The organism is Promicromonospora sp. MEB111 (assembly GCF_030209445.1).
In the GTDB taxonomy this organism is placed as follows: domain Bacteria; phylum Actinomycetota; class Actinomycetes; order Actinomycetales; family Cellulomonadaceae; genus Promicromonospora.
Map to the genome: position 1 here is coordinate 41,374 of NZ_JARVSD010000016.1, position 23,697 is coordinate 65,070.

The following is a 23,697-nucleotide window of genomic DNA, read 5'->3' on the forward strand; positions in this document are numbered from 1 at the left end:
TCTGTGCGGCCCACGTACCGAGAGGAATGCGACATGTACAACACCCCTGGCGTCGGCAGCGGCGTCGCGACCGGCGTCGTCGGAGCCGGCACGCTGGCCCAGACCGGCTTCGACGGCCTGTGGCTCGCCGTCGCCGCGATCACGTGCGTCGTCGGCGGATTCATCCTCATCCGGGCGAGCCGGTCGCGCCGTCGGCTCGAAGTGACGGGCGAGCGGTGACCGCCCCGCCCATCCCGGCGGTGGCCGACGGCGGCTCCCCTGCCGCCGCGGCGCCGCCCGCGCGCCGCCGCACGGCGCTGCGAGTCCTGGCCGCGCTGCCGGTCGCGGCAGCCGGTGTCGCGACCATCCTCGTCATGGACCTGTTCCGGCATGGCGAGGCCCTGCTGACGGCCTGGTCCCTGGAGAACCTGCTGGGCCGGGCAGCGAAGGTGTTCCCGGCCGAGGACGTCTTCTACTACCAGGCCGCACGTGGTGCGATCCCCGTGTGGGGCGGCTTCACGATCACCGAGGAGTGCTCCGCGGCCTGGTTCGTGGGCGGTGTTCTCCTGGTCACCGCGCTGCTGCTCGCCGTGTGGCGCCGCGCGGGCGCCGGCCGGCTGCTGGTCGCCGGCAGCGTCACGGTCGCGCTCCTCGTGGTGGTCAACACGGCGCGGATGGTGCTGATCACCGAGGCAACGGTCCACTGGGGCGAGTCCGGCTTCGGCTGGTCGCACACGGTCGGTGGCTCGATCCTCATGATCGCCACCCTGTGCCTGTGCGCGCTGCTCTTCGCACGCATCGCGCTGCTGTCCAGGACCCGGCGAACGAGGGCCGAGCATCCGTGAGCATCGTCAGTCTCATCGCCACGCTGATCATCACCTCGTCGATGGCGTACTTCGCGCTGCTCATGTGGTCGGGGATCAAGGAGATCCGCCGCAGCGGAACCCGCCTCGACCACCTGGGCGGCACGAGCTACGGCACAGGACCGGCCGCCGCGGCACCTGATCTCGCGGTGTACTTCCTGGTGCCGTGCCTCAACGAGGCCGAGGTGGTCGGCCGGACCGTGGCCGGGCTGACGATCAACCCGGGCACCACCACCGTCGTCATCGACGACGGGTCCGACGACGACACGGCCGCCATCGCCCTCGCCGCGGGGGGTGCCCGCGTGGAAGTGGTCCGGCGCGACCTGCCCGATGCCCGGCAGGGCAAGGGCGCAGCCCTCAACGCGGGGCTCGCCCGGATCCGGGAGATGGTCGACACCCTCGGACAAGACCCCGGCCGGGTGGTGGTGTGCGTGATGGACGCCGACGGGCGGCTCTCCGCGGGCGCCCTGCACCACGTGCTGCCGCTGTTCGACCGGCCCAGCGTCGGCGGTGTCCAGCTCCAGGTGCGCATCCGCAACCGCACCTCGTTCCTCACCCGCTTCCAGGACTTCGAGTTCTGGGGCGCCTCCAGCGTCACCCAGATCGGCCGCTCCGCGACCGGCACCGTCAGCCTCGGCGGCAACGCCCAGTTCAGCCGGCTCTCCGCGCTCGACTCTGCCGGTGAGCACCCCTGGACCGACTCCCTGACCGAGGACCTCGACCTGGCGATCACCCTCGCCCTGCGCGGCTGGGAGCTGACCACCACTCCGTTCGCGTCCGTCGAGCAGCAGGCCGTCGAAAAGGTGTCGCTCCTGCTGCGCCAGCGCACCCGCTGGTACCAGGGCCACATGATGGCGATCAAACGCCTCCCGGAGATCTGGCGCTCACCCCACCTGTCGCACGTGGCGGCACTGGAGCTCTCCTTCTACTGCCTCTCGCCCTGGGTCCTGACGCTGCCCTGGTCGATCCTGTTCCACGTCTGCGTGGCGGACCTCGTCCTCAACGGGTCGGCCCTGCTCGACTTCGCCTCGACGCCCGTCGCCATGGTGCTGGTGATCCTCGCCTGGTACCTGCTCGCGTTCGCCCCGGCGGTGTTCAACGGGTGGCTGTACTGGCGCCGCGACCACAAGGTGGGTCTGCTGCGCGGACTCGCGATGGGCAACTACATGGTGCTCACCAACTACCTCTCCTTCGCGTGCGCCTGGAAGGCGCTGGCCCGGGTGCTGCGCGGCGAGACCGCCTGGGCGAAGACAGCCCGGACGCGGGAGGCGCCCGCACCCGCGAGCCAGCAGGTACCGGTGCTCGCGGCCACGGTGCCCGTGCCATGAGCGCGCTGCACTCCCCCGGCCGCCGGCCCGCCGCCGCGCGCGGGTGGCTCCCCGGCCTGGCATGGGCCCTGCTGCTGTTCGCCCTCGGCCTGGTGCGCATGTTCGTCCCGCGTGCCATCGGGCTCGCGGACAGCGGCGGTAGCGCAGGTCTCGCCTGTCGTCTCGGCATCGCCCCCGAAGGCGGCACACAGTATTTCACCTTCGCGATGTTCCGTTGGGTGGCCGACGACAGCTCGTCGTGCGACGCGGCCGGGACGCCGCCCCCGTGGCCACAGCTCGCGGGTCTCACGATCGCCCGGGCCGTGTCCACGACGCTCGGTCTGGGCACGCTCGACCTGCGTGTGTCGTCCGTCGCCTACTGCGCGCTGGCCGCTCTCGCCGCCGCCCTGGTGGGCCAGGCCGCCCGCCGGCGCCGCTACGGCCGCGCCGTCGCGACGGCGCTCACCTGGATCCTCCTGATGGACGCCTCGTTCGCGGAATACGCGGCAAGCCTGTACCCGCAGGCGGCCGGGATCGTCGGACTGGTCCTGTGCGGCATGGGCTGGCTCCTGCTCGACACCTCCCGCCGCATCCGCTGGGCCGGCCGGTTCGCACTCGGCCTGGGCAGTGCAGTCCTCGTGTCCTCCGGGCCGGTGCCCGCGCTCGCCGTCGTGCCGCTCGGCGTGGCGCTGGCCGTGCGCGCCCACCGTTCGCGCGAACGGGGCGGCCGTGCCGCAGCGGTGGTGCTCATGGTCGCGCTGACCGCGCTCGCGGCCGGCACCTTCCTGGGCGTCTCCGCCGAGCAGCGCAAGAATGACACCTGGGACTACGTGAGCACGGGGATCCTGGCGGACGCCGCGCGGCCGGGTCCCGAGCTGGAGGCCATGGGGCTGCCGTCCGACGCCGCGCGATTTCTCGGCATCCCCGTCTGGTCTCCTTCCTCGATCCGAGGCTGGGAACGCTGGCCCGACGTCGACCCGAACCCGGTCCGCGTCTGGGGTTACGTCCTGTCCCATCCGGCCGTGCTGTACGACCGGCTCGACGGCACGGTGCGCGCCATGAACGACGGCCGGCCAGGCAGCCTCGGCTCGTTCGACGCCACCAGCGGACTGCCCGGCGAGCAGGAGCAACGGGTGACGCTCTTCTCGGGCCGCCAGGCCCAGCTCGCCCCGCTCGGATTTCCTGGGGCGGCCGTCCTCGGCCTCCTGCTCGCCTGGCTGGCGCTCGTCATCGCGCGTTCGCCGGTCCATGGCCGCCATGCGCGCCGCCTCGCCTCGACGGCGCTCGTCCTGGTGGGCATCGCGGCGAGCCAGGTGGTCGGCACCGCGTTCAGCGAGGCCACCGAGGTCGCCCGTCACGTCGTCGTCGGAAACCTCGCCGGGCTGCTCGGTCTGTGCCTGCTCGTCACCGCGGGCCTCACCTCGCGTGCTCTGGACGCCGCTGCCCGGCCCGAGGTCGAGCGGTCGCACGCCTGAAGGACAGATCACGGACGTGGCCGTCACCGGTCCCGCGCGGCTGCGTCGGTCACGTTGGCTCGACCTCTGCGGGCCGTACGCACGAGCAGAAAGAAGCACCATGCACCGCACCGCTCGCCGCCAGATCGCAGTGCTCTACGGGACTCGGCCCGAGGCCGTGAAGCTCGCCCCGGTCGTCAACGAGCTCAGACGCCGTGACCAGCACACGCCTCTCGTGGTCACGTCCGGCCAGCACCGGGGCATGCTCGATCAGGTCAACCGCCTCTTCGAGATCGTCCCCGACCACGATCTGGGCCTGTTGAGGCGCGGGTACTCGCTCGACGACGTCCTGGTCGGCGCGATCCGCGGCTTCAGCGAATACCTCGACGCGCACCCGGTCGACGCCGTCGTCGTGCAGGGCGACACCACCACCGCCTTCGCCGGCGCCCTGACCGCCTATCACCGGCAGATCCCGGTCGTGCACGTCGAGGCAGGGCTGCGCACCGGCGACGTCTACTCGCCGTTCCCCGAGGAGGGGAACCGGAAGTTCATCAGCGCGATCGCCGCCCGGCACTGCGCGCCGACGTCGCTGGCCGCCCGCAACCTGTACCTCGAGCACGTGGCGGAGCAGGACGTCATCGTGACCGGCAACACCGTCATCGACGCACTGATGCACACGGTGTCCCGTCCAGGCCGGATCAGCGACCCCGAGCTCGCCGCCGCGCTCGACCAAGGGCGGCGGCTGGTCCTGGTCACGGCACACCGCCGCGAGTCCTGGGACAACGGGATCGCCCAGATCGCGCAGGCCGTCGTCCAGGTCGCAGAGGCGTTCCCGGACGTGCTGGTCGTGGTCCCCCTGCATGCCAACCCCACGGTGCGCGAGGCGATCGTTCCGACGGTCATGCACACAGCGAACATCCTGCTCACCGAGCCACTGCCCTATACGGAGTTCTGCCAGGTCCTGGCACGGGCCACCGTCGCCGTCACCGACTCCGGCGGCATCCAGGAGGAGGCCCCCGCCTTCGACGTGCCCGTCGTGATCACCCGCGAGACGACCGAGCGCCCCGAGCTCGTGGAGTCGGGCGGCGGCGTGCTGGTCGGCACCGACGCGGCCCGCATCGCCGACACGGTGTGCAAGCTGCTGACCGACGAGGCACTGCATCAGCGCATGGCCTCCGCTCCGAACCCGTTCGGCGACGGCCACGCCGCCGAGCGGGTGGTCGACGTGATCGAGTCCATGATCCACGACCGCCGGCGCGACAACGACAATCGCTGGGCGGCGGCCGCCCTCGCCCGCTAGGACGCCTGGTCCGCAAACCTCCCAGGGACCATCGGCCGCTGTGGGGTGGATCGAGGCACCAGCCACGCCGGAGGCCGGATCTGGGAGGATCTCGGCCTCCGGCGTGGTGGTTCACGGCCGCACGCTGGAAGCGGCCGACGCGCAGGTGAAACTCTTCCCCCAGGCACAGGACGAGTCTCGCGGGAGGACCGACAGGTAATGTGGGCGGTCGGAATCAGAAGGGGGCATCGTGCGCAAGGTGACGGTCTATGACGTGGCGGAGCTCGCGGGAGTCTCCATCGCCACCGTCTCGTTCGCCTTCACCCGGCCGGACAAGGTCAAGGCGCAGACGCTCCGGAGCGTGATGGAGGCCGCGGACCAGCTCGGCTATGTGCCCAGCGGGAGCGCACGAGGCCTGGCCCGCGGCCGGACCGGCGCGATCGGCATCTATTCCTACGACTACCTGCTCGACCCCGACGAGGACAAGCCGGCCACCGACACGGAGACACCGGTACCTGACGGGCGCCTCTTCCCGCTCTACGCCGACGAGGTGCAGCGGGGCGTGCAGATCGAGTGCCGACGCCGCGGCTACGCGCTCATGCTCGGTGGCAACCGGGCCTCCGACCACCTGCCCCACGTGATCGAGGTGGCCGGACGCGTCGACGGGCTCATCGCGTTCGCCGGAGCGCTGACGGACAACGCGCGCCGCCAGGTGACGGCGCGCATCCCGGTCGTCGAGCTCGGGGGCCTCGAGCGCGACGACGCACGCACCGTCCTCGTCGACAACGAGAGCGGCATGCACGATCTCACCCTCCACCTCGTCGAACAGCACCACCACCGGCGCTTCGCCTACGTGGGCGAGCTCGGGACCGAGGAGTTCAAGGCCCGACGGCGCGGCTTCGAGCGCGCCCTGGGCACCCATGGCATCACCGCACCGGAGATCGTCCCCGCCCACGCGGGCGACGACGCGTCCACGCTCCGCGCCGTCGCGGAGATCCTCGCGCGGCCCGAGCGGCCGGAGGCCATCGTCTGCGACACCGACCAGTCCGCCCTCGCCGCGATCGTGGCGCTGCGGGCAGCCGGGCTTCGCGTGCCCGACGACGTCGCCGTGACCGGCTTCGACGGCATCCTCGCCGGGCGGATCGCCGCTCCGGTGCTGACCACCGTCCGCCAGCCGATGGAGCAGATCGGGCGTGCCGCCGTCGAGATCCTTTCGCGGACACTCGACGGGCAGGACGCCGTCGCCCCGGCGCCCGTGCTGACCTGCGAAGTCTTCGTCGGAAGCAGCTGCGGCACGCACTGACGTCACCCACGGGTGTCACATCTGCCTCTTGCGCGGAGAAATCTAAGCGCTTAGATTCTGCGAGACGGCCCGCCCGCAATGCCGCGAGCGAACGTCACCCCGCACGCACCGATGAAGGAACAACGATGATCCGACACAGACTTCTGGCCGCGTTCGCCGTAGCGACCGCTTCCACCCTCCTCGTCTCAGGCTGCGGACGAGCCGAGAGCCCGGGACAGACCGGCGGCGCCGCTGCCGGGCTGAGCGACGGTCCCGCGACCGGCACCGTCACCATCTGGGCCCAGGGCACCGAGGGAGAGGCGCTGCAAGACTTCGTCAAGCCGTTCGAGGAGGCCAACCCCGACGTCCAGGTCGAGGTCACGGCCGTGCCGTGGGACTCGGCGCAGAACAAGTACCAGACGGCGATCGCCGGCGGCACGACGCCCGACATCGGGATGCTCGGCAGCGACTGGATGCCCGGGTTCCGGTCGGCCCTGACGCCCGTGCCCGAGAGCATCGACACCTCCGACGTCTTCCCCTTCGCGCTCGAGTCCACCGAGTTCGACGGCGCTTCCTACGCCGTGCCGTGGTACGTGGAGACCCGGGTCATCTTCTACCGGACCGACCTGCTCAAGGAGGCAGGTTTCGACGACTTCCCCACCGACTGGGCCGGCCTGAAGGACCTGGCCAAGGCGTACCAGGACGAGACCGGTGCCGAGTTCGGCATCTCGCTGCCGTCCGGCGGGTGGAACGCGTTCCTCAGCAACCTCCCGTTCGCCTGGTCGAACGGCGCCGAGGTCATCAACGAGGACCAGACCGAGTGGACGCTCGACAGCCCGCAGATGGTCGAGTCGCTCTCGTACCTCAACTCGTTCTTCGAGGAAGGGCTCGCGGACAAGAGCCCCGACACCGAGTCCGGGTCTGCATCGGCCGACCTGGTCAGCGGCGACGTCCCGATGTTCCTCAGCGGCCCCTGGGACATCCCGGGTCTCGAGCTGGCCGGCGGTGAGGGGTTCGAGGACAAGTTCGGTGTGGCGACGATCCCGGCCGGCCCGGACGGCACCTCGACGTCGTTCGCCGCCGGCTCGAACCTCGGGGTGTTCAAGGACGCCGAGAACCCGGACGCCGCCTGGAAGCTCATCCAGTGGCTGAGCCAGCCGGACGTCCAGGCGCAGTGGTTCGAGACCGTCAACGACCTCCCCGCCCAGCAGGCGGCCTGGGACGACGAGGCACTGACCGCCGACCCCCGCGTCGCCGTCTTCGGCGAGCAGCTCCAGAGCGTCAAGATCGCCCCCACGCTCGTCTCGTGGACCCAGGTCTCGGCCGCCGCGGACACCCAGATCGAGCAGGTGTTCCGGGGCGGCAAGAGCGTCGAGGACGCGCTGGCCGAGCTCCAGTCCACCGCCGACTCGCTGGGCACCGGGCAATGACTGTCCTCACCCGGGCCGTGGCCCCCGCTGCGCTCCCGCGCAGCGCGGGCCACGGCCCGGCCGCCGCGAGACGGCGCCGCACGGCGGTCGTCGCCTACCTCTTCTCGTTGCCGTTCATCGCGAGCTTCGCGATCTTCATGGTCTTTCCGCTGATCAGCTCGCTCGGGATGTCGTTCACCGACTTCCGCAGCACGGACATCCCCACGCCGTTCGCGGTGGCGTTCGTCGGTCTGGACCAGTACACGGCCCTGTTCCAGAACGAGCAGTTCGTGCGCTCGATGGTCAACACGCTGTACTTCGTCGGCGTCGGGATCCCGCTGACCATGGCCGTCGCGCTCGCCCTCGCGGTCGCCCTGAACGGCGCGATCACCCGCTTCCGGACCGTGTTCCGCGTCGGGTTCTACGCCCCGGTCGTCACCAGCATCGTCGCGGTCGCCGTGGTGTGGCGGTTCATCCTGCAGCCCGACGGCCTCCTCAACACGCTGCTGGCGGCGATCGGCATCACCGGGCCCGACTGGCTGGGCTCCACCGCCTGGTCCATGCCGTCGATGATCCTCATGGCGGTGTGGCGCAACATGGGCACGCTCATGATCATCTTCCTGGCCGGCCTGCAGGGCATCCCGCAGGAGGTCGTCGAGGCCGCCGAGGTCGACGGCGCCGGCGCGTGGCAGCGCTTCGTCCGCGTGACGCTGCCGATGCTGCGCCCCACGCTCCTGCTCGGCGCCGTGCTGCTCTCGGTCGGCTACCTGCAGTTCTTCGAGGAGCCCTTCGTCATGACCAAGGGCGGCCCGCTCGACTCCACCCTGTCGATCAGCTACTTCACCTTCAACCAGTTCGGCTTCGGGAACTACGGGACGGCGTCGGCAGCCAGCTATGTGCTCTTCGTGGCGATCGCGCTGCTCAGCATCGTGCAGTTCCGTGCCTTCCGGACAAAGGAGTGACCATGGGCTCCGCAACCACGGCCACGGCCGTCTCCGAGCGCTCGACCAGAACCCGGAAGGTCACGTCGGCACGGCGTCGGAGCCCGTCGGGCACCGTACTCGCCTACACCGCCCTGACGTTCGCACTGGTGGCGACACTCATACCCTTCGCGTGGATGTTCCTCGGCTCGGTGAAGACCGAGGCCGAGCTCCGGCAGCGACCGCCGACCTGGTGGCCCCAGACGTTCACCTGGGACAACTTCGCGGCATGGTTCGGCCGGCTCGACATCGGCACGTTCTTCATGAACAGCGTCGTCGTCGCCGTGTTCACCGTCCTCGGCACGCTCGTGTTCTGCTCGATGGTGGGATACGCGCTGGCCAAGCTGGACTTCCCCGGCAAGCGCCTCGTGTTCACGCTCGTGCTGGTCACGCTGATGGTCCCGGGCGTCGTCACGTTCGTCCCGCTCTTCGTCGTGGTGAGCAAGCTCGGCATGGTGAGCACCTACCCGGCACTCATCCTGCCGTTCCTCGCCGGTCCGCTCGGCGTCTTCCTCATGCGTCAGTTCATCCAGGACATCCCGGACTCGCTCATCGAGGCCGCCCGGATCGACGGCGCGGGCGAGCTGCGCATCTTCCTGCGCGTCGTCATGCCGCTGTGCGGCCCGGCGCTCGCGACGCTGGCGATCCTGACCTTCCTCGGGTCGTGGAACAACTTCCTGTGGCCGCTGGTGGTAGCCCAGTCCGAGGACATGTACACCCTGCCGGTGGCGCTCTCGCTCTACTCCGTCGGCCAGAACTCGACGAACTACGGCGTCCTCCTGGCCGGCTCCGTGCTCATCATCACCCCCGTGCTCCTGCTGTTCGTCGCGCTCCAGCGCTACTTCATCCAGGGCATCGCAGCGACAGGAATCAAGTGACCACGACCAGCACCCAGCCCACCCCTGCCCGCACGCGGACACCGCACGAGGCGCCCGACGCGCTCACGAGCGTCGTGCCGATCATCCCGGGCTTCCACCCCGATCCCTCCGTGTGCCGGGTCGGGGACGACTACTACCTGGCGAACTCGTCGTTCGAGTACGCGCCGGGCGTCCCCCTCTGGCACAGCCGCGACCTGCTCACCTGGACCCTCGTCGGGAACATCCTCGACCGGCCCGACCAGTTCCCGGCCGGGCACGCCCCGTCCAGCCGGGGCGTGTTCGCCCCGACCCTGCGCCATCACGACGGCAGGTTCTGGCTGATCACCACCGACGTGTCCGACCGCCCGGGCCAGCTCGTCGTCTCCGCCGAGGACCCGGCCGGACCGTGGACCGCTCCCACGTTCCTGGGCGGCCTGCACGGCATCGACCCCGACCTCGCGTGGGACGACGACGGCACGTGCTACGTGACCTACTGCGCCACCGACCCGGACGGCGTCGGGATCGCCCAGGCACGCGTCGACCTCGAGTCCGGGGCCGTCCTCGAGACCCCCCGACGGCTGTGGAGCGGCACGGGCCTCGCCCACCCCGAGGCGCCGCACCTGTACCGGCGCGGCGCGTACTGGTACCTGCTCGTCGCCGAGGGCGGGACCGAACGCGGCCACAGCGTCTCGATCGCGCGCGCCGACCGGCCCGACGGACCGTACGTCGGCGCACCGGCCAACCCCGTGCTCAGCCACCGCAGCACCACCCACCCGGTGCAGAACACCGGCCACGCCGACCTCGTCGACAGCGCGGACGGCAGCTGGGCGGTCGTCTACCTGGGCGTACGCCCGCGTGGCGTCACGCCGATGTTCCACGTCAACGGCCGCGAGACGTTCCTCGCCGGGATCGACTGGGTCGACTACTGGCCCGTCGTCGACGAGGACCGCTACCTCCGGCCGGTACCCGACACGTCGTACACCGACACGTTCGACGGCGGCGAGCTGCATCCCCGCTGGGCCTCCCCCGGCACCGGGCTGCCCGAGATCGCCGAGGCTCAGCCCGGCGGAGGGCTCCGGCTTCGCCCCGGGGACGGTCCCCGCGGCGCCGTCGGCGCCCTGACCGCACGCACCCTTGACCACGCCTGGCGGTTCGAGGCCGACCTCGACCTGGGTCACGGGTCGGGCGCACTGCTGCTGCGCCTGGACGACGCGCACTGGTGCGAGGTCCGCGCCGACGCCGGCCTGGTCCGCGCCGTCGTCCGCATCGGTCCCCTCGAGTCGCACCTCGGGGCCACCGTCACGCCGACAGGTTCGTCCCTGACACTTCGGGCCGAGGCACTCGGCCCGACGACCGACGGGCCGGACGACGTGCGGCTGTCCGTGGTCGTCGACGGGACCGAGCACGAGCTCACCCGCTTCGACGGCCGGTACCTCTCCACGGAGGTGGCCGGCGGCTTCACGGGACGCGTCGTCGGGCTCCGAGCGCTTGACGGGACTGTCGACGTCTCCGAGGTGCGGTACACGCAGTTCACGAGGGACTCGACCGAGTGAGCTCACGAGCCTCCCGGGCGGGTTGGTCCGGGCCCTCGGCCGGGCCGAGGGGGATCTTCGGGTGCGACGAGCTCGGAGGCAGGCTCTCGGGACGTTGGACTCCGGCCGCGCAGTGAACGAGGCATGGACCGGCAGGGAGCCCAGGCAGGCGAAGCGGCACCGTTGCCACGGGTAGCCGTGACGACGGTGCCGCCGCCAGGGCCGCTAGGCCCGTGCAGTCGCCAGCTCGGGGTAGACGGCCTCGAGCGGAGCGCTGAGCCCGGCCTTCGCCTGGACGGACGTGGCGTCGGCGAGGACCTCGTACTCCCCCGCCTCGGTGGCGTCGAACACGATACGCACCAGGTCGGCCGGGTCGGTCTTGGGGTCGGTGGTGTGGGCGGCCATCGGGGTGTCGACCCAGCCGACGTGCACTCCGACGACGTGCACCCCTGCGGGTGCGAGCTCGAGGCGCAGGGAGTTGGTCACGGACCAGAGTGCGGCCTTGGTCGCGCTGTAGATGCCGGCGACGGCGTACCAGCTCAGGGCGGAGTGGACGTCGATGATCACCGAGCCCGGCTTGGCCGAGAGGGTGGGCACGAACGCACGCGCCAGGAGCAGCGGGCCGACGAAGTTGGTCTCGACGCTGCGGCGGATCTCCTCGTCCGTGTGGGTGAGGATGCCCGCGCTGGACACCGACGTACCGGCGTTGTTGATCAGGACGGTCACGTCGGAGGCCGCTTCGACCGCCGCCTGGATGGATTCTGCGTCGGTGACATCCAGGGCGAGCGGCACGATGCGCTCGTCGTCCCAGGTGCGAGGGTTTCGGGCGGTCGCGTAGACCTTGGCCGCGCCGAGGTCGAGGGCCTGCCGTACGAACTGGGTGCCGATTCCGCCGTTGGCTCCTGTGACCAGGACGACGGCTCCGTTGAGTGAGGGCATGGGCTTCTTCTTTCCGAGGGATCTGAGGTCGAGCGGGGTCAGACGTGCGTCAGGGCTGGGTAGTCCGTGTATCCGGCCGCGCCGCCGCCGTACAGGGTGGTCGGGTCGAGCTCGTTCAGCGGCGCGTCGGTGCGCAGTCGCTCGACGACGTCGGGATTGGCCAGGGCGAACCGGCCCAGGGGCGCGATGTCGGCGAGCCCGGCGTCGATGTCGTCGGCGATCTGCTCACGGGTCCGCCCGTATCGCACGACCAGCACGGCCGTGGGCCACACGTCGCGCAACGAGCGAAGCAGGTCGTCGTCGCCGAGGTGGTGCACGTGCAGGTACGCCAGCTCCAGCGGGGCAAGCTCGCCGACCAGGTGCCGGTACTGCGCCCGGACGCTCTCGACGCCGCCCTCGTCGATCCCTCCCAGGGGGAATGCGGGCGAGATGCGGATGCCGGTCCTGTCGGCGCCGATCTCGTCGGCCACCGCTCGGGCGACCTCGACCACGAACCGGGACCTGTTCTCCACGGATCCGCCGTACTGGTCGGTGCGGTGGTTCGCGTTCGGGGAGAGGAACTGGTGCAGCAGGTACCCGTTCGCGCCGTGGATCTCGGCGCCGTCCGCGCCCGCGGCGATCGCGGACGCCGCCGCGTGCCGGAACTCGCCGAGCACGGTCTGGATGTCCTCGGCGGTCAGCTCGCGCGGCACCGGTGTCCTCTGCGGTCCGGCCGCGGTGAACATGTCCTGCTCGGCGGAGACGGCGGACGGCGCGACGGGCTGGCTGTGGTGCGGAGTGTTGTCCGGGTGCGACATGCGGCCGACGTGCATCAGCTGGATGAACAGCGACCCGCCACCGGCGTGCACGGCGTCGGCGACCTTCCGCCATCCCTCGACGTGCTCGGGGGTGTAGATGCCGGGGGTGTTGAAGTAGCCCTGCCCGTCCGCAGAGGGCTGGACGCCCTCGGTGATGACCAGACCGAGCCCGGCCCGCTGCCCGTAGTACTCGGCGGCCAGCTCACCGGGCGTGCCGTCCGGGTTGGCCCGGTTGCGGGTCATCGGCGCCAGCGCGAGCCGGTGCGGGAGCTCCACACGGCCGAGAGCAAACGGCTGCCAGAGGGAAGGTGACGAGGTCATGGGTGCGAATCCTTACGTCGATCGGTCTTGGGTGGCCGCCACTGCTGCCACGGTTGGAACCTTCGCGCAGTAGTGACTGCGCTCATAACTGAGCATAGTCAGCATCTATTCCGACGAGGGTGCGCACCGCGCGGAGGGCCGCTGGGCGTCGGCTTCGCGACGGCGAGGATCGCGCCCGAGCGCCCCCACTCCCCCGACGCTCGACTCCTGCCCCTCTTGACAGATTTTTCTGAGCATGCTCATTATTGAGCATGCTCGCATAAGCCGAGCGGTACCAGGACCAGGAGAACGACATGTCGCAGCAAGGGACGACCCAGGGCTACGCGGACGCTCCGACGCGGACGATCGCGGCGAGCGACGCCGTGTTCGCATACCGCGAGCTCGGCCCGCAGACCGGTGTCCCGCTGGTCCTGCTGACGCACCTCGGAGCGAACCTCGACGGCTGGGACCCGCGCGTCGTCGACGGCCTGGCGCGCGACCGCCGCGTGATCGCCGTCGACTACCGCGGCGTCGGCGACTCCACCGGACGTGTGCGCACCTCGATCGAGGAGATGGCCGGTGACGTCGTCGCCGTGATCGAGGCGCTCGGCCACGACCGCGTGGACGTGTTCGGCCTGTCGATGGGCGGGATGGTCGCCCAGGCCGTCGCCGCACGGGCGCCGCGGTTGATCGACCGGCTCATCCTCGCCGGTGCGGGCCCTGCGGGCGGGCCCGGGCTGACCACCATGACAGCCGTCATGGTCAGGACCGTGCTCCGCGCCGGGCTCACCGTCAACGATCCGAGGGCGCTGCTGTTCTTCACCCCCACCACGGAGGGGAAGCACGCCGCCCGCACCTACCTCGCGCGGCTCAAGGAACGCACGACGGGACGCGACAAGCCGGTCGCTCCCGGCGTGTATCAGGCGCAGCTGGCCGCGGTACGCCAGTGGGGCACCCAGGAGCCCGCGGACCTGACGGCGTTCACCGGACCCGTCTTCATCGTCCACGGGGACAGCGACCGGATGGTTCCGCCCGCCAACGCCACGGCGCTGGCCCGGCGTCTGCCCGGCGCGGCCGTCACGGTCTACCCGGACTCCGGGCACGGCGTCGTCTTCCAGTACCACCGAGAGTTCGTCGCCGGGGCGCGGGACTTTCTCCACCGATAGTCCCCGCCCGCCCCGTCCTCGCCGCAGACCAACCCATCAGGCCAAGCCACCAGAACCAGAAGGAAGAGCACCATGCGCGCGTTCGTCGTCAGCAAGTACAAGGGACCGCTCCAGGAGGTGGACGTCCCGGAGCCCGTGGTCGGAGAGCACGACGTGCTCGTCCAGGTCCAGGCAGCCGGTCTCAACATGCTCGACGAGAAGATCCGCGCGGGCGAGTTCAAGCAGATCCTCCCGTACAAGCTGCCGCAGATCCTGGGCAACGACGTCGCCGGGACCGTCATCGGCGTCGGCCCCAGGGTCCAGGAGTTCGCCCTGGGCGACCAGGTGTACGCCCGGCCCGACAAGGACCGCATCGGAACGTTCGCCGAGCGGATCGCCGTGGCCGAGGCCGACCTGGCGCTCAAGCCGGTCTCGGTCGACATCGAGGAGGCGGCCTCGCTGCCGCTCGTGGCTCTGACCGCATGGCAGGCACTCGTCGAGAAGGGCAACGTGCAGCCCGGTCAGCGGGTCCTGATCCACGCCGGCGCGGGGGGCGTGGGGACGATCGCGATCCAGCTCGCCAAGCACCTCGGCGCGACCGTCGCGACGACGGTCAGTGGCGGCAACGCCGACTTCGTCCGCGAGCTGGGTGCCGACAGCGTCATCGACTACCGCACCCAGGACTTCGAGCAGCTCCTGGACGGGTACGACCTCGTGCTGGACAGCCTCGGCGGCCAGAACCTGGAGAAGTCCCTGCGGGTGCTGCGCCCCGGCGGCAAGGCGATCGGGATCGCCGGGCCGCCCGACCCCGCCTTCGCGAGAGAGGTGGGCCTGAACCCTGTACTGCGCCTCGCGATCGCGGGGATCAGCGGCAAGATCCGCAGGCAGGCCAAGCGCCTCGGCGTGACCTACGAGTTCCTCTTCATGCGCGCCAGCGGCGACCAGCTCCGTGAGATCACCGCCCTCGTGGACAGCGGCGTGCTGCGCCCCGTCGTCGGACGCGTCTTCGACTTCGACCAGACCGTCCAGGCCGTGCAGTCCCTCGAGAGGGGCGGCATCCGCGGCAAGGCCGTCGTCACCAGGGCCTGAACGAGCCCTCATCCACCGCACTCCGGAAGCAGGAGAACCATCATGAGCGCCAACGACACCTCGAACCAGCACACCGTCACCTCTTATGCGCTGGCCCCGGCCCGCACCATCACCGCGGGCGGCGTCACCTACGCCTACCGCGAGCTCGGCCCGAAGGGCGGGATCCCCGTCATCTTCTTCGTGCACCTCGCCGCGACCCTCGACAACTGGGACCCCCGGATCGTCGACGCCATCGCGCAGAACCGACACGTCATCACGTTCGACAACCGCGGTGTCGGCGCCTCCACCGGCCGCGTTCCCGACAGCGTCGAGGCGATGGCCGATGACGCCTACGCCTTCGTCAAGGCCCTCGGCTTCGGCACGATCGACGTCTTCGCCTTCTCCCTGGGCGGCATGGTCGCGCAGGACCTGGTGGTCAAGCACCCCGAGCTGGTCCGCAAGCTCGTCCTGACCGGAACCGGGCCCCGGGGCGGCAAGGACATCGACAAGGTCGTGGCCACCACCTACTGGGACATCCTGCGCGCGACGCTGACCCGGTCAGACCCGAAGGAGTTTCTGTTCTTCAACCGCAACGCGACCGGCAAGCCCGCCGCGAAGGCATTCGTCAAGCGCCTCCAGGAGCGCACCACGGACCGTGACGACGACATGTCGCTGAAGGGGTTCCGGACGCAGCTCAAGGCGATCAAGAAGTACGGACGCTCGGCCCCCGCCGACCTGTCGGTGATCACGCAGCCCACTCTGATCGCCAACGGCGACAACGACCGCATGGTGCCCTCCGTGCTCTCCGAGGACCTGCACCGCCGTATCAAGGACTCCACGCTCGTCATCTACCCGGACTCCGGGCACGGCGGCATCTTCCAGTACCACCAGAGGTTCGCTCCTGTCGCCGCCGAGTTCCTCGCCGGCTGACGTCAGGGCTACGTCGAGGCCCGGATGGCTGACCGCGCAGGTCAAGGCAGCCCCGAGCGGCCCGGTCGATGCGCTGTACCCGGACCTGCGCGGCACCGGGCACCCCCGGATCGCCGTGGAAGAATGAGCGCCGAGCGCCAGCCCGATCAGCAACGAAGGAGGGCAGCCATGCCACTCGCCCCCGGGTCGCCGTCCGTGTCCCTCAGCCGGCGCGAGCGGAACAAGCAGCAGAAGCTCGAACGCATCGTGGCCGCCGCCACCGAGCTCTTCGCCGAACGCGGCATGGACGATGTCACGACGCAGGAGATCGCCGACAAGGCGGATATCGGGGCGGGCACCCTGTTCCTCTATGCCAAGACCAAGGGCGAGCTCCTGCTGCTCGTGCAGAACTCCACGTACGCCGAAGCCCTCGCCCAGGGCAGGCAGGCGGCCGAGAACGTGACGGATCCGCTGGATGCCGTGATGGCCGTCGTGCGGCCGGTCGTGGAGTGCAACCGCAAGCAGGTCGACAACGGGCGGACCTATCTGCGCGAGATGGTCTTCGGCGACCCCGCCGAACCTCACCACCGCGAAGCCCTCGGTCTGAGCGCGCAGACCGAGGAGGCGATCGCCGCCGTCCTGCGCCGCGACGAGCGCCTCACCGCGCAGGACGCCGCGGCCCGGGCACGCATCGTCTCCGCCATCATGTTCGTCAGCATGGCCGCGTCCTTCAACGCCGCCAACCCGGTGGACGACATCGTGCAGGAGATCCAGGACCAGGTGCGCGTGCTCCTGCCGCGGTGACGACCCGAAGCAGTGGCCGAGAATTTGAACGCCGCCGCCTGACGACGCGTAAACCGATCAGTTTCCATAGTGGCCTGCACGGCTAAACTCAGCCGCATGACCACGGAGGCGAAAGCGAGCCCTCGGGAGCGCCTGCTGGAGGCGGCGGCGGCACTGACCTACCGCGAAGGCATCGGTGTCGGCATCCAAGCACTGTGCCAGGCAGCGGGCGTCTCGAAGCGCTCCCTGTACCAGCTCTTCGACAGCAAGGACGAGCTGCTGGCCGTGAGCCTGGAGCGGGGCGCGCCCGCCTACACCGCATGGCTGCTGCCCCCGGCGGGAGACGAGAGCTCACCGCGTGAGCGGATCCTGCACGTCTTCGGCCAGCTGGAGTCCCAGTCGACCGCACCCGACTACCTGGGCTGCCGGTACCTGGCCATCCAGATCGAGCTCAAGGACCCGAGCCACCCGGCGAGCCGGGTGGCTCGCGGCGTCAAGGCCGACCTCGCCGGGTTCTTCCGGACCGAGGCCGAGCGGGGCGGGGCAAGAGACCCCGACCTGCTGTCCCGGCAGCTCATGCTGATCTTCGACGGCGCGAGCGCCCGCGCGGGCATCGGGGTCGACGACCTGACGGGTCTCGTCTCCCCCACCGCCGGCAGCGTCCTGGACGCGGCAGACGTGCACTGAACGCTTCGACGACTGAGAGAACCTCATGACCATCGCTCCGCTGACCGGCCTCGCCGAGGGCGCCATGATCCCGTTCGGCGGGGACCGGTACACGACCGTGACCGCCGAGCTCGCCGCGGCCTTCCGACCAGGCGACCATCTGCACGTCGTGCAGTCGACCGGGGCGCTCCTGCACGTCCCGGCGACGGTGCGGACCGCCGTGGCGGCACAGGTCGACGCCGCGGTCGACGCGTTCGCCCAGCTGCGCTCGGCGCCGGCAGGCGCGGTGCGCGACTTCTACCTGGCGTTCGCCCACGCCCTGGCCGACGACGCCGTCTGGAACCTCATCGAGGCCGCCAACACCGAGGACGTACTGCGCGCGGAGCGGCTCGGGCGTTCGACCACCCGGCTGCGCGTCTCTGCCGGGATGCGCCAGGACATGGTCACCGGCCTGCGCGGCTGGGCGACGCAGCAGGCCGCGCGCGCACGCGACGACTCCGCCGACCTGATCGAGCGCGTCGAGCACGACGACTGGTCCGTCGAGATCGTCTCGGCCCCGCTGGGGGTGATCGGCTTCGTCTTCGAGGGCCGCCCGAACGTCTTCGCCGACGCCGCCGGCGTCCTGGCGACCGGGAACACTGCGGTGCTGCGCATCGGGGGCGACGCGCTCGCCACGGCCCAGGCGATCGACCAGCACGCGTTGCGCCCGGCCCTGCGGTCCGCCGGGCTGCCCGAAGGCGCGATCGCTCTGGTCCCCCGTCGCGAACGGGCCGCCGGCTGGGCCCTGTTCAGCGACTCGCGCCTCGCGCTCGCCGTGGTGCGCGGCTCGGGGCCCGCGGTGACGCAGCTCGGCAGTGTCGCGCGCCAGAGCGGGAACCCGGTGAGCGCCCACGGCACCGGCGGCGCATGGCTCGTGGCCGACGACACCGCGGACTCCGCGCGTTTCACCAGGGCAGTGCGGCACTCCCTGGACCGGAAGGTCTGCAACACCCTCAACGTCGTCGCCGTCGTGCGCGAGCGCGCGGAGGAGCTGGTGCCGTTGCTGCTGCGGGCAGCGGACGAGGCCGCGGCCGCCCGGGGCGGCGTCGCGCGCGTGCACGTCGCCGGCGGCAGCGAAGGCTGGGTGCCGCCGGCCGATCTGGAGCGCCGGATCGTGGTGCGCCGAGCCGAGGGGCCCGTGGACGAGCCACGCGCGAGCCTGCTACCGCTCGACGAGCTCGGCACCGAGTGGGAATGGGAGGACACCCCGGAGCTGAGCCTCGTGGTGGTCGACGACGTCGACCAGGCGGTCGCCCTGTTCAACGCCCACAGCCCGCAGTTCGTGGCGTCCCTCATCTCTGCTGACCCGGGTGCGCACGCGCGGTTCCGTGACCAGGTCAACGCCCCGTTCGTCGGCGACGGGTTCACCCGCTGGGTCGACGGCCAGTACGCGCTCGAGCGCCCCGAGCTGGGCCTGTCCAACTGGGAGAACGGTCGCTTGCTCGGTAGGGGCGGTGTGCTCACCGGCTCCGACCTGACCACCCGGCGCACGTTCGCCCGGCACGACAACCCGGACCAGCACCGCTGACCCGACACCCAGGGCCGGGATCCCTCGCACCGCGGATCCCGGCCCTGTCTGCTCCGTCAGAAACCGACCGCTCAGCGCGATGAGACGCCTCGGGCCTGCCCGTCGACCGGAAGGCTGCCGCGCATCTCCGAGATCAGCTGGGGGGTGAGCGTGGCCTCGGTCCGGGAGACCAGCAGCGCCATCTCGTATCCGACCAGTCCGATGTCGCAGGTGGCCTCGGCCACCACACCGAGCACCGACCCGTTGGAGACACTCATCAGGAACAGGAAGCCCTGGTCCATCTCGATGATCGTCTGCCGCACATTGCCACCGTTGAGCTGGCGGGAGGCCCCACGGGTGAGGCTCGACATGCCCGAGACGATCGCCGCAAGCTGGTCCCCGCTGGTGCGGTCCAGCTGGTCGGACATCGCCATGAGCAGGCCGTCTGCCGACACGACGAGCGTGTGCCGGCTACCCGGGACGGTCCGCACGAAGTTGTCCAGCAGCCATCCGAAATTCGTGGCCTCGGTACTGAGTGTCACTCTTTGCTCCTCTGGTGCCGGGTCGCCCGCGTGCGGGCTCAGCCGGGCAGCTGGTTGTGCTTGCGGACAGGGGCGTAGAACATGTGCAGGGGAACCATCTGTGCTTGACCGGGGCGGCTCACCACGTCGATACCGCTCCCCGGCAGAGCCGCGACGTATCGCGGCTTCGGGTCCGGCGCGGTCGCCGCCGCCACGACGGCCTTCGCGATGACGGCGAGCGGGTCATCGGTGCGCACCTCCGCCACCGCTCGGTCCGCGATGCGCCGACGCTTGTCGTCCACCACACTCGTGTCGCCGATCGCACGGGTGGCGGGCGTCGCGTGGTTCACCCGGGAGACGCGACCGGTCCCACCGGGTACGACCAGGAGCACGCGAACGCCGTCCTCCCACGCCTCGTGGTCCACCGCCGCGGAGTATCCCGCGACGGCATGCCTGGACGCCCGATCGGCCGCCAGGTAGGGCCCGGTGATCAGACCGGTGACCGACGGAAGGTTGATGATGCGGCCGTCGCGCCGAGAACGCATGTACGGCAGGACGGCCTGAGTCATGCGAACGAGGCCCAGGAGGTTGTTGTCGAAGTCACCCTGCGGACGCGCCGAGCCGACGGCAGCGGTGTTCACCAGGACGTCGATCCGCCCGAATCGCTTGACCACCCGCTCGACCACCCTGGTCGCCGACGCCCCCTGGGTCACGTCAAGACCGATGAAGACGACATCGTCGACCAGGCCGGCCCCCGATGCGTCGCGACCGGTGCCGGCCACGTCGAACCCGGCGGCCACCAAGGCGAGCGAGCACGCTCGCCCGATGCCCGAGGACGCGCACGTCACCAGGGCGACTCGGCGACGTGTTGCCATCTGAGCTCCTCGCCCGTTGAACCGATCGACTGCGGACCACCGTAAACTGATCGGTTTCCAAAGACAACTCCCCCGTACCGGCGATGCGCGCGTCCGACGACCTGCGCAGCAGCGGCAGCATGGCCTGGTACACCGCCAGCACGCCGAAGACGTTGACCTCCCAGAGAGCCCGCACCTCGTCGAGGGAGACGACGCCGGGCTGCGACAGCGCGCGCAGCTTCTCCATGTCCTGCACGTCGGTGTGGGTGCTGGGGATGGCGGCGTTGTCGACCAGCAGGTCGAGCCGGCCTGCCTCCTCCTGGATCCGCTCGGCGGCCCTGGCGACAGATGCCGCGTCTGTCACGTCGAGCTGGAGCGCAGGGACTGCGCGCCGATGACGGACAGCACCTGGAGCTTCTCGTAGCTCTCGCTGCCGGGAACGGCGGTGTAGACCATCAGGGCGTGGGCCTGGCCCGGGTCGATCAGCCGCTGGCAGTTCAGCTCCAGCGCGCCGACCTCGGGGTGGACGAAGTGCTTCATCTGGTGGGGGTGTATCCCGATCTCGTGGTCGTCCCACACACGCCGGAACTCCTCGTTGCTGTCCAGGAGCAGGTCGGCCAGGTAGGCGGCCCGGGAGTCGGGGCCGCGGAGGGTGACGAGCCCGCGCAGGCCGGCGGCATACATCCGCGTCATGAAGGCGTGCTCCTCCGGGGCGTAGAGGTCCCGCACGCCCGGGTCGGTGAACCACCGGTACCCCAGGCTGCGGGCAGGCCCGGTGTACCGGGTCGTGTCGCCGGTGAGCGCGACGCCCATCGGGGTCTGCCGCAGGGTCTCGCCGAGCTCGGTGACGATCTCCGCGGGAGTGTCCTCCAGGCGGTCGAGGATGCGCAGCAACCCGGGGTTGATGTGCTCGCTGGACGAGCCCCTGGGCGGTGGGTTGTGGCCGGCGAGGCGGAAGAGGTGGTCGCGTTCGTCGATCGACAGGTGCAGCCCCTGGGCGATCGAGGCGAGCATCTGCTGCGACGGCTGTGGCCCGCGCTCGCGCTCCAGGCGGGAGTAGTAGTCGGCCGACATGTTGCAGAGCGTCGCGACTTCCTCGCGTCGTAGCCCGCTGGTCCTGCGGCGCTGTCCCCGAGGCATGCCGACGTCCTCGGGCTGTAGTGCCTCACGCCGGTTGCGCAGAAAGCCGGCCAGCCCGGTGCGATCGATCATGGCGCTCCCCTTCTGGAGTAGTGCCTCGTTTCTATCCCGTGCGGACCGGGGTAACCACGGCCTGGCGATCCCCCCTTACGGACCGGGCCCGTGACCCGGCGAGCCTGTGATCGGGAGGTCCTGGATAGGTCTGCGCCGTCCGCCAAGGATCGATGCCACGGCCACCGACCGGGTGGACGGCCCCGGCAGAAGCCCGAGCGCACATGGAGCAGATGATGACCGACCTGACAGGGAAAGTTGCCGTGGTGACCGGTTCGGCACGCGGGCTCGGAAGGGCGATCGCGCTGCGGTACGCCTCGTTGGGCGCGAGCGTGGTGATCAACTACTCCGCCGACGAGGACAACGCACGACGCACGCTCGACCAGGTCGAGGACGCCGGAGGGCGAGGGATCGTGGTCCGTGCCGACGCGCCGTCGCTCGCCGACCTGGACCGGCTGTTCGCGACCGCGATCGACACGTTCGGCGGTCTCGACATCGTGGTCGCCAACGCGGGGCGCGAGGTGATCGGCCAGCCGGCGGTCGAGGTCACCGAGGAGCAGTTCGACGGTGTGTTCGCGGTCAACGCCAAGGGCGCCTTCTTCACGCTGGTCAAGGCGGCGAAGCTGGTATCGGACGGCGGACGGCTGATCTACATCGGGTCGAGCACCACCGTCAGCCCCTATCCGGGTATGGGCCTGTACTCGTCGTCCAAGACGGCCGCGGCCAACCTCGTGCGGATCCTCGCGCTGGAGCTGGGCCCGCGGAACGTCACCGTGAACACCATCCTGCCCACCGCGACGGCCGGCGCCGGCGTGTTCGCCGACGTCACCGAAGGGGACGAGTTCCACCGGATGAACGCCCAGCTGCGCCCGATCGGCGGACGGGGCGGCACCCCGGAGGACACCGCCGACGCCGCCGAGTACCTCGCCGGCGACCTGGCGGGCTGGGTCAGCGGTCAGTCGCTCGTCGTCGCGGGCGGCGCCGTCCAGTGACGACCGACCACCCCACGGGCTCAACCACAACCACAACCTCAACCACAAGGAGCAGAACAATGCCGCGTACGCCGATCGACATCACCGTCCCCGACCTGTCCGGAAAGCGCGCGCTGGTCACCGGAGCCAGCGACGGCATGGGCCTCGGCATCGCCGGACGCCTGGCCGCCGCCGGTGCGGAGGTCATCATGCCCGTGCGCAACAAGGCCAAGGGCGAGACCGCGATCACCAAGATCAGCCGGGTCGCCCCTGGCGCGAAGGTCTCGCTGCGCGGCCTCGACCTGGCGTCGCTGGAGTCCGTCGCGGCCCTGGGCGACACCCTGCGCGAGGAAGGGCAACCGATCCACCTCCTGATCAACAACGCGGGTGTGATGCGACCGCCGCAGCGGCAGACCACGGTCGACGGGTTCGAGGTGCAGCTCGGCACCAACCACCTGGGCCACTTCGCGCTCGTCGCCCACCTCCTGCCGTTGCTGCGCGCCGGGCACGCCCGCGTGACCTCCCAGGTCAGCGTCGCCTCCGCCAGCGGCTCGATCAGCTGGGACGACCTGAACTGGGAGCGCTCGTACGACGTCATGCGCGCCTACCGCCAGTCCAAGATCGCGTTCGGGCTGTTCGGCCTGGAGCTGGAGCGTCGCAGCAGGGCCAACGGCTGGGGTATCACCAGCAACCTCTCCCACCCCGGTGTCGCGCCGACCAGCCTGCTGGCCGCCCGCCCCGAGATCGGCCGCAGCGACGACACGGCCCACATCCGGCGCATCCGCTGGCTCTCCGAGCGCGGCATCCTGCTGGGCACCGCCGAGACCGCTGGGCTGCCCGCCCTCATGGCCGCGACCGACCCGGCCGCCAAGCCCGGCACCCTCTACGGTCCCAGCGGTCCGGGCACCCTGGGCGGCGCGCCCGCCGAGCAGCGGATGCACCGGCCGCTGCGCAGCCTCACCGAGGCGGCCCGCGTCTGGCGAGTCTCCGAGGAGCTGACGAAGACCTCCTTCCCGACCGCGTGACCGCACAGCCGACCACCACGAGCCCCACGAGCCGAGCCGC

Annotated in this window: 23 protein-coding genes and 1 pseudogene; 18 read left to right on the forward strand and 6 right to left on the reverse strand. The window is 70.7% G+C overall.

Annotated features, from left to right (window positions below; genetic code table 11):
• Positions 1-33 precede the first annotated feature (33 nt).
• From QRN56_RS19410 to QRN56_RS19455, 10 genes are all read left to right on the forward strand, one after another.
• Positions 34-219: a hypothetical protein gene (locus tag QRN56_RS19410; RefSeq protein ID WP_285105982.1), complete on the forward strand. Its 186-nt coding sequence runs from the start codon at positions 34-36 to the stop codon at positions 217-219.
• Entirely contained in the window at positions 216-824 is a 609-nt protein-coding gene (locus QRN56_RS19415; protein WP_285105984.1) for an archaeosortase/exosortase family protein, read from the forward strand. The genes QRN56_RS19410 and QRN56_RS19415 overlap by 4 nt, the downstream gene beginning before the upstream one ends.
• Positions 821-2,170 (forward strand): glycosyltransferase, encoded by a 1,350-nt coding sequence (locus QRN56_RS19420; protein ID WP_285105985.1) that lies wholly within the window; start codon positions 821-823, stop codon positions 2,168-2,170. The genes QRN56_RS19415 and QRN56_RS19420 overlap by 4 nt, the downstream gene beginning before the upstream one ends.
• Positions 2,167-3,624, forward strand: a complete 1,458-nt coding sequence (gene wsfD / locus QRN56_RS19425) for a glycan biosynthesis hexose transferase WsfD (protein ID WP_285105986.1) — start codon at positions 2,167-2,169, stop codon at positions 3,622-3,624. Before QRN56_RS19420 ends, wsfD begins: the two co-directional genes overlap by 4 nt.
• A gap of 100 nt (positions 3,625-3,724) precedes the next feature.
• Positions 3,725-4,903: a non-hydrolyzing UDP-N-acetylglucosamine 2-epimerase gene (wecB, locus tag QRN56_RS19430; RefSeq protein ID WP_285105988.1), complete on the forward strand. Its 1,179-nt coding sequence runs from the start codon at positions 3,725-3,727 to the stop codon at positions 4,901-4,903.
• Positions 4,904-5,132: 229 nt separating this feature from the next.
• Entirely contained in the window at positions 5,133-6,185 is a 1,053-nt protein-coding gene (locus QRN56_RS19435; RefSeq protein WP_285105990.1) for a LacI family DNA-binding transcriptional regulator, read from the forward strand.
• A gap of 125 nt (positions 6,186-6,310) precedes the next feature.
• Positions 6,311-7,594, forward strand: a complete 1,284-nt coding sequence (locus QRN56_RS19440) for a sugar ABC transporter substrate-binding protein (RefSeq protein WP_285105991.1) — start codon at positions 6,311-6,313, stop codon at positions 7,592-7,594.
• Positions 7,591-8,535 (forward strand): carbohydrate ABC transporter permease, encoded by a 945-nt coding sequence (locus QRN56_RS19445; protein WP_285105993.1) that lies wholly within the window; start codon positions 7,591-7,593, stop codon positions 8,533-8,535. The genes QRN56_RS19440 and QRN56_RS19445 overlap by 4 nt, the downstream gene beginning before the upstream one ends.
• A 2-nt stretch (positions 8,536-8,537) precedes the next feature.
• Positions 8,538-9,431: a carbohydrate ABC transporter permease gene (locus QRN56_RS19450; protein ID WP_285105995.1), complete on the forward strand. Its 894-nt coding sequence runs from the start codon at positions 8,538-8,540 to the stop codon at positions 9,429-9,431.
• Complete coding sequence (locus tag QRN56_RS19455) at positions 9,428-10,963, forward strand: glycoside hydrolase family 43 protein (protein WP_285105997.1); 1,536 nt, start codon at positions 9,428-9,430, stop codon at positions 10,961-10,963. Before QRN56_RS19450 ends, QRN56_RS19455 begins: the two co-directional genes overlap by 4 nt.
• 204 nt (positions 10,964-11,167) lie before the next feature.
• Here the strand turns inward: QRN56_RS19455 and QRN56_RS19460 are convergent, their stop codons facing one another.
• A complete protein-coding gene (locus QRN56_RS19460; protein WP_285105998.1) occupies positions 11,168-11,881 on the reverse strand; it encodes an SDR family oxidoreductase in 714 nt (237 codons plus the stop codon).
• A gap of 38 nt (positions 11,882-11,919) precedes the next feature.
• On the reverse strand, positions 11,920-12,999 hold the full coding sequence (locus QRN56_RS19465; RefSeq protein ID WP_285105999.1) for an alkene reductase: 1,080 nt from the start codon (positions 12,997-12,999) through the stop codon (positions 11,920-11,922).
• Positions 13,000-13,292: 293 nt separating this feature from the next.
• On the opposite strand from QRN56_RS19465, the gene QRN56_RS19470 reads away from it, so the two are divergent.
• The 6 genes from QRN56_RS19470 to QRN56_RS19495 all read left to right on the forward strand — a co-directional run bounded on the left by QRN56_RS19470 (position 13,293) and on the right by QRN56_RS19495 (position 19,116).
• Positions 13,293-14,144 carry an alpha/beta fold hydrolase gene (locus tag QRN56_RS19470; RefSeq protein WP_285106000.1) on the forward strand — a complete coding sequence of 284 codons (852 nt, stop codon included), beginning with the start codon at positions 13,293-13,295 and terminating at the stop codon, positions 14,142-14,144.
• 72 nt (positions 14,145-14,216) lie between these two features.
• Positions 14,217-15,212, forward strand: coding sequence for an NADP-dependent oxidoreductase (locus QRN56_RS19475; RefSeq protein ID WP_285106001.1), 996 nt, complete (start codon positions 14,217-14,219; stop codon positions 15,210-15,212).
• A 42-nt stretch (positions 15,213-15,254) separates the two neighbouring features.
• The gene (locus QRN56_RS19480) at positions 15,255-16,121 is read left to right on the forward strand and encodes an alpha/beta fold hydrolase (RefSeq protein ID WP_285106003.1); all 867 of its coding nucleotides are present in this window, start codon (positions 15,255-15,257) and stop codon (positions 16,119-16,121) included.
• 168 nt (positions 16,122-16,289) lie between these two features.
• Positions 16,290-16,904, forward strand: coding sequence for a TetR/AcrR family transcriptional regulator (locus QRN56_RS19485; protein WP_285106467.1), 615 nt, complete (start codon positions 16,290-16,292; stop codon positions 16,902-16,904).
• A gap of 96 nt (positions 16,905-17,000) precedes the next feature.
• Positions 17,001-17,570, forward strand: a complete 570-nt coding sequence (locus tag QRN56_RS19490) for a TetR/AcrR family transcriptional regulator (protein WP_285106004.1) — start codon at positions 17,001-17,003, stop codon at positions 17,568-17,570.
• A 25-nt stretch (positions 17,571-17,595) separates the two neighbouring features.
• Positions 17,596-19,116, forward strand: a complete 1,521-nt coding sequence (locus QRN56_RS19495) for an aldehyde dehydrogenase family protein (protein ID WP_285106005.1) — start codon at positions 17,596-17,598, stop codon at positions 19,114-19,116.
• Between the two features lie 71 nt (positions 19,117-19,187).
• Here the strand turns inward: QRN56_RS19495 and QRN56_RS19500 are convergent, their stop codons facing one another.
• From QRN56_RS19500 to QRN56_RS19510, 4 genes and pseudogenes are all read right to left on the reverse strand, one after another.
• A complete protein-coding gene (locus QRN56_RS19500; protein WP_285106007.1) occupies positions 19,188-19,637 on the reverse strand; it encodes a roadblock/LC7 domain-containing protein in 450 nt (149 codons plus the stop codon).
• A gap of 38 nt (positions 19,638-19,675) precedes the next feature.
• On the reverse strand, positions 19,676-20,491 hold the full coding sequence (locus tag QRN56_RS19505) for an SDR family NAD(P)-dependent oxidoreductase (protein ID WP_285106009.1): 816 nt from the start codon (positions 20,489-20,491) through the stop codon (positions 19,676-19,678).
• A 142-nt stretch (positions 20,492-20,633) separates the two neighbouring features.
• A pseudogene (locus QRN56_RS27660) lies at positions 20,634-20,834 on the reverse strand (dehydrogenase); the annotation flags it as partial.
• Complete coding sequence (locus QRN56_RS19510) at positions 20,831-21,682, reverse strand: helix-turn-helix transcriptional regulator (RefSeq protein ID WP_285106010.1); 852 nt, start codon at positions 21,680-21,682, stop codon at positions 20,831-20,833. The pseudogene QRN56_RS27660 and the gene QRN56_RS19510, both read right to left, overlap by 4 nt.
• 215 nt (positions 21,683-21,897) lie before the next feature.
• Here QRN56_RS19510 and QRN56_RS19515 point away from each other — a divergent pair, with 215 nt between their 5' ends.
• A complete protein-coding gene (locus tag QRN56_RS19515) occupies positions 21,898-22,653 on the forward strand; it encodes an SDR family NAD(P)-dependent oxidoreductase (protein WP_285106012.1) in 756 nt (251 codons plus the stop codon).
• 59 nt (positions 22,654-22,712) lie between these two features.
• On the forward strand, positions 22,713-23,657 hold the full coding sequence (locus QRN56_RS19520) for an SDR family oxidoreductase (RefSeq protein WP_285106014.1): 945 nt from the start codon (positions 22,713-22,715) through the stop codon (positions 23,655-23,657).
• Positions 23,658-23,697: the final 40 nt, after the last annotated feature.

Coding starts and splice junctions, on each gene's coding strand:
- QRN56_RS19485 (WP_285106467.1), top strand. CDS start 16,290: ATGCCACTCGCCCCCGGGTCGCCGTCCGTGTCCCTCAGCCGGCGCGAG.
- QRN56_RS19460 (WP_285105998.1), bottom strand. CDS start 11,881: ATGCCCTCACTCAACGGAGCCGTCGTCCTGGTCACAGGAGCCAACGGC.
- QRN56_RS19480 (WP_285106003.1), top strand. CDS start 15,255: ATGAGCGCCAACGACACCTCGAACCAGCACACCGTCACCTCTTATGCG.
- wecB (WP_285105988.1), top strand. CDS start 3,725: ATGCACCGCACCGCTCGCCGCCAGATCGCAGTGCTCTACGGGACTCGG.
- QRN56_RS19410 (WP_285105982.1), top strand. CDS start 34: ATGTACAACACCCCTGGCGTCGGCAGCGGCGTCGCGACCGGCGTCGTC.
- QRN56_RS19445 (WP_285105993.1), top strand. CDS start 7,591: ATGACTGTCCTCACCCGGGCCGTGGCCCCCGCTGCGCTCCCGCGCAGC.
- QRN56_RS19520 (WP_285106014.1), top strand. CDS start 22,713: ATGCCGCGTACGCCGATCGACATCACCGTCCCCGACCTGTCCGGAAAG.
- QRN56_RS19475 (WP_285106001.1), top strand. CDS start 14,217: ATGCGCGCGTTCGTCGTCAGCAAGTACAAGGGACCGCTCCAGGAGGTG.
- QRN56_RS19490 (WP_285106004.1), top strand. CDS start 17,001: ATGACCACGGAGGCGAAAGCGAGCCCTCGGGAGCGCCTGCTGGAGGCG.
- QRN56_RS19515 (WP_285106012.1), top strand. CDS start 21,898: ATGACCGACCTGACAGGGAAAGTTGCCGTGGTGACCGGTTCGGCACGC.
- QRN56_RS19510 (WP_285106010.1), bottom strand. CDS start 21,682: ATGATCGATCGCACCGGGCTGGCCGGCTTTCTGCGCAACCGGCGTGAG.
- QRN56_RS19465 (WP_285105999.1), bottom strand. CDS start 12,999: ATGACCTCGTCACCTTCCCTCTGGCAGCCGTTTGCTCTCGGCCGTGTG.
- QRN56_RS19440 (WP_285105991.1), top strand. CDS start 6,311: ATGATCCGACACAGACTTCTGGCCGCGTTCGCCGTAGCGACCGCTTCC.
- QRN56_RS19505 (WP_285106009.1), bottom strand. CDS start 20,491: ATGGCAACACGTCGCCGAGTCGCCCTGGTGACGTGCGCGTCCTCGGGC.
- QRN56_RS19495 (WP_285106005.1), top strand. CDS start 17,596: ATGACCATCGCTCCGCTGACCGGCCTCGCCGAGGGCGCCATGATCCCG.
- wsfD (WP_285105986.1), top strand. CDS start 2,167: ATGAGCGCGCTGCACTCCCCCGGCCGCCGGCCCGCCGCCGCGCGCGGG.
- QRN56_RS19450 (WP_285105995.1), top strand. CDS start 8,538: ATGGGCTCCGCAACCACGGCCACGGCCGTCTCCGAGCGCTCGACCAGA.
- QRN56_RS19470 (WP_285106000.1), top strand. CDS start 13,293: ATGTCGCAGCAAGGGACGACCCAGGGCTACGCGGACGCTCCGACGCGG.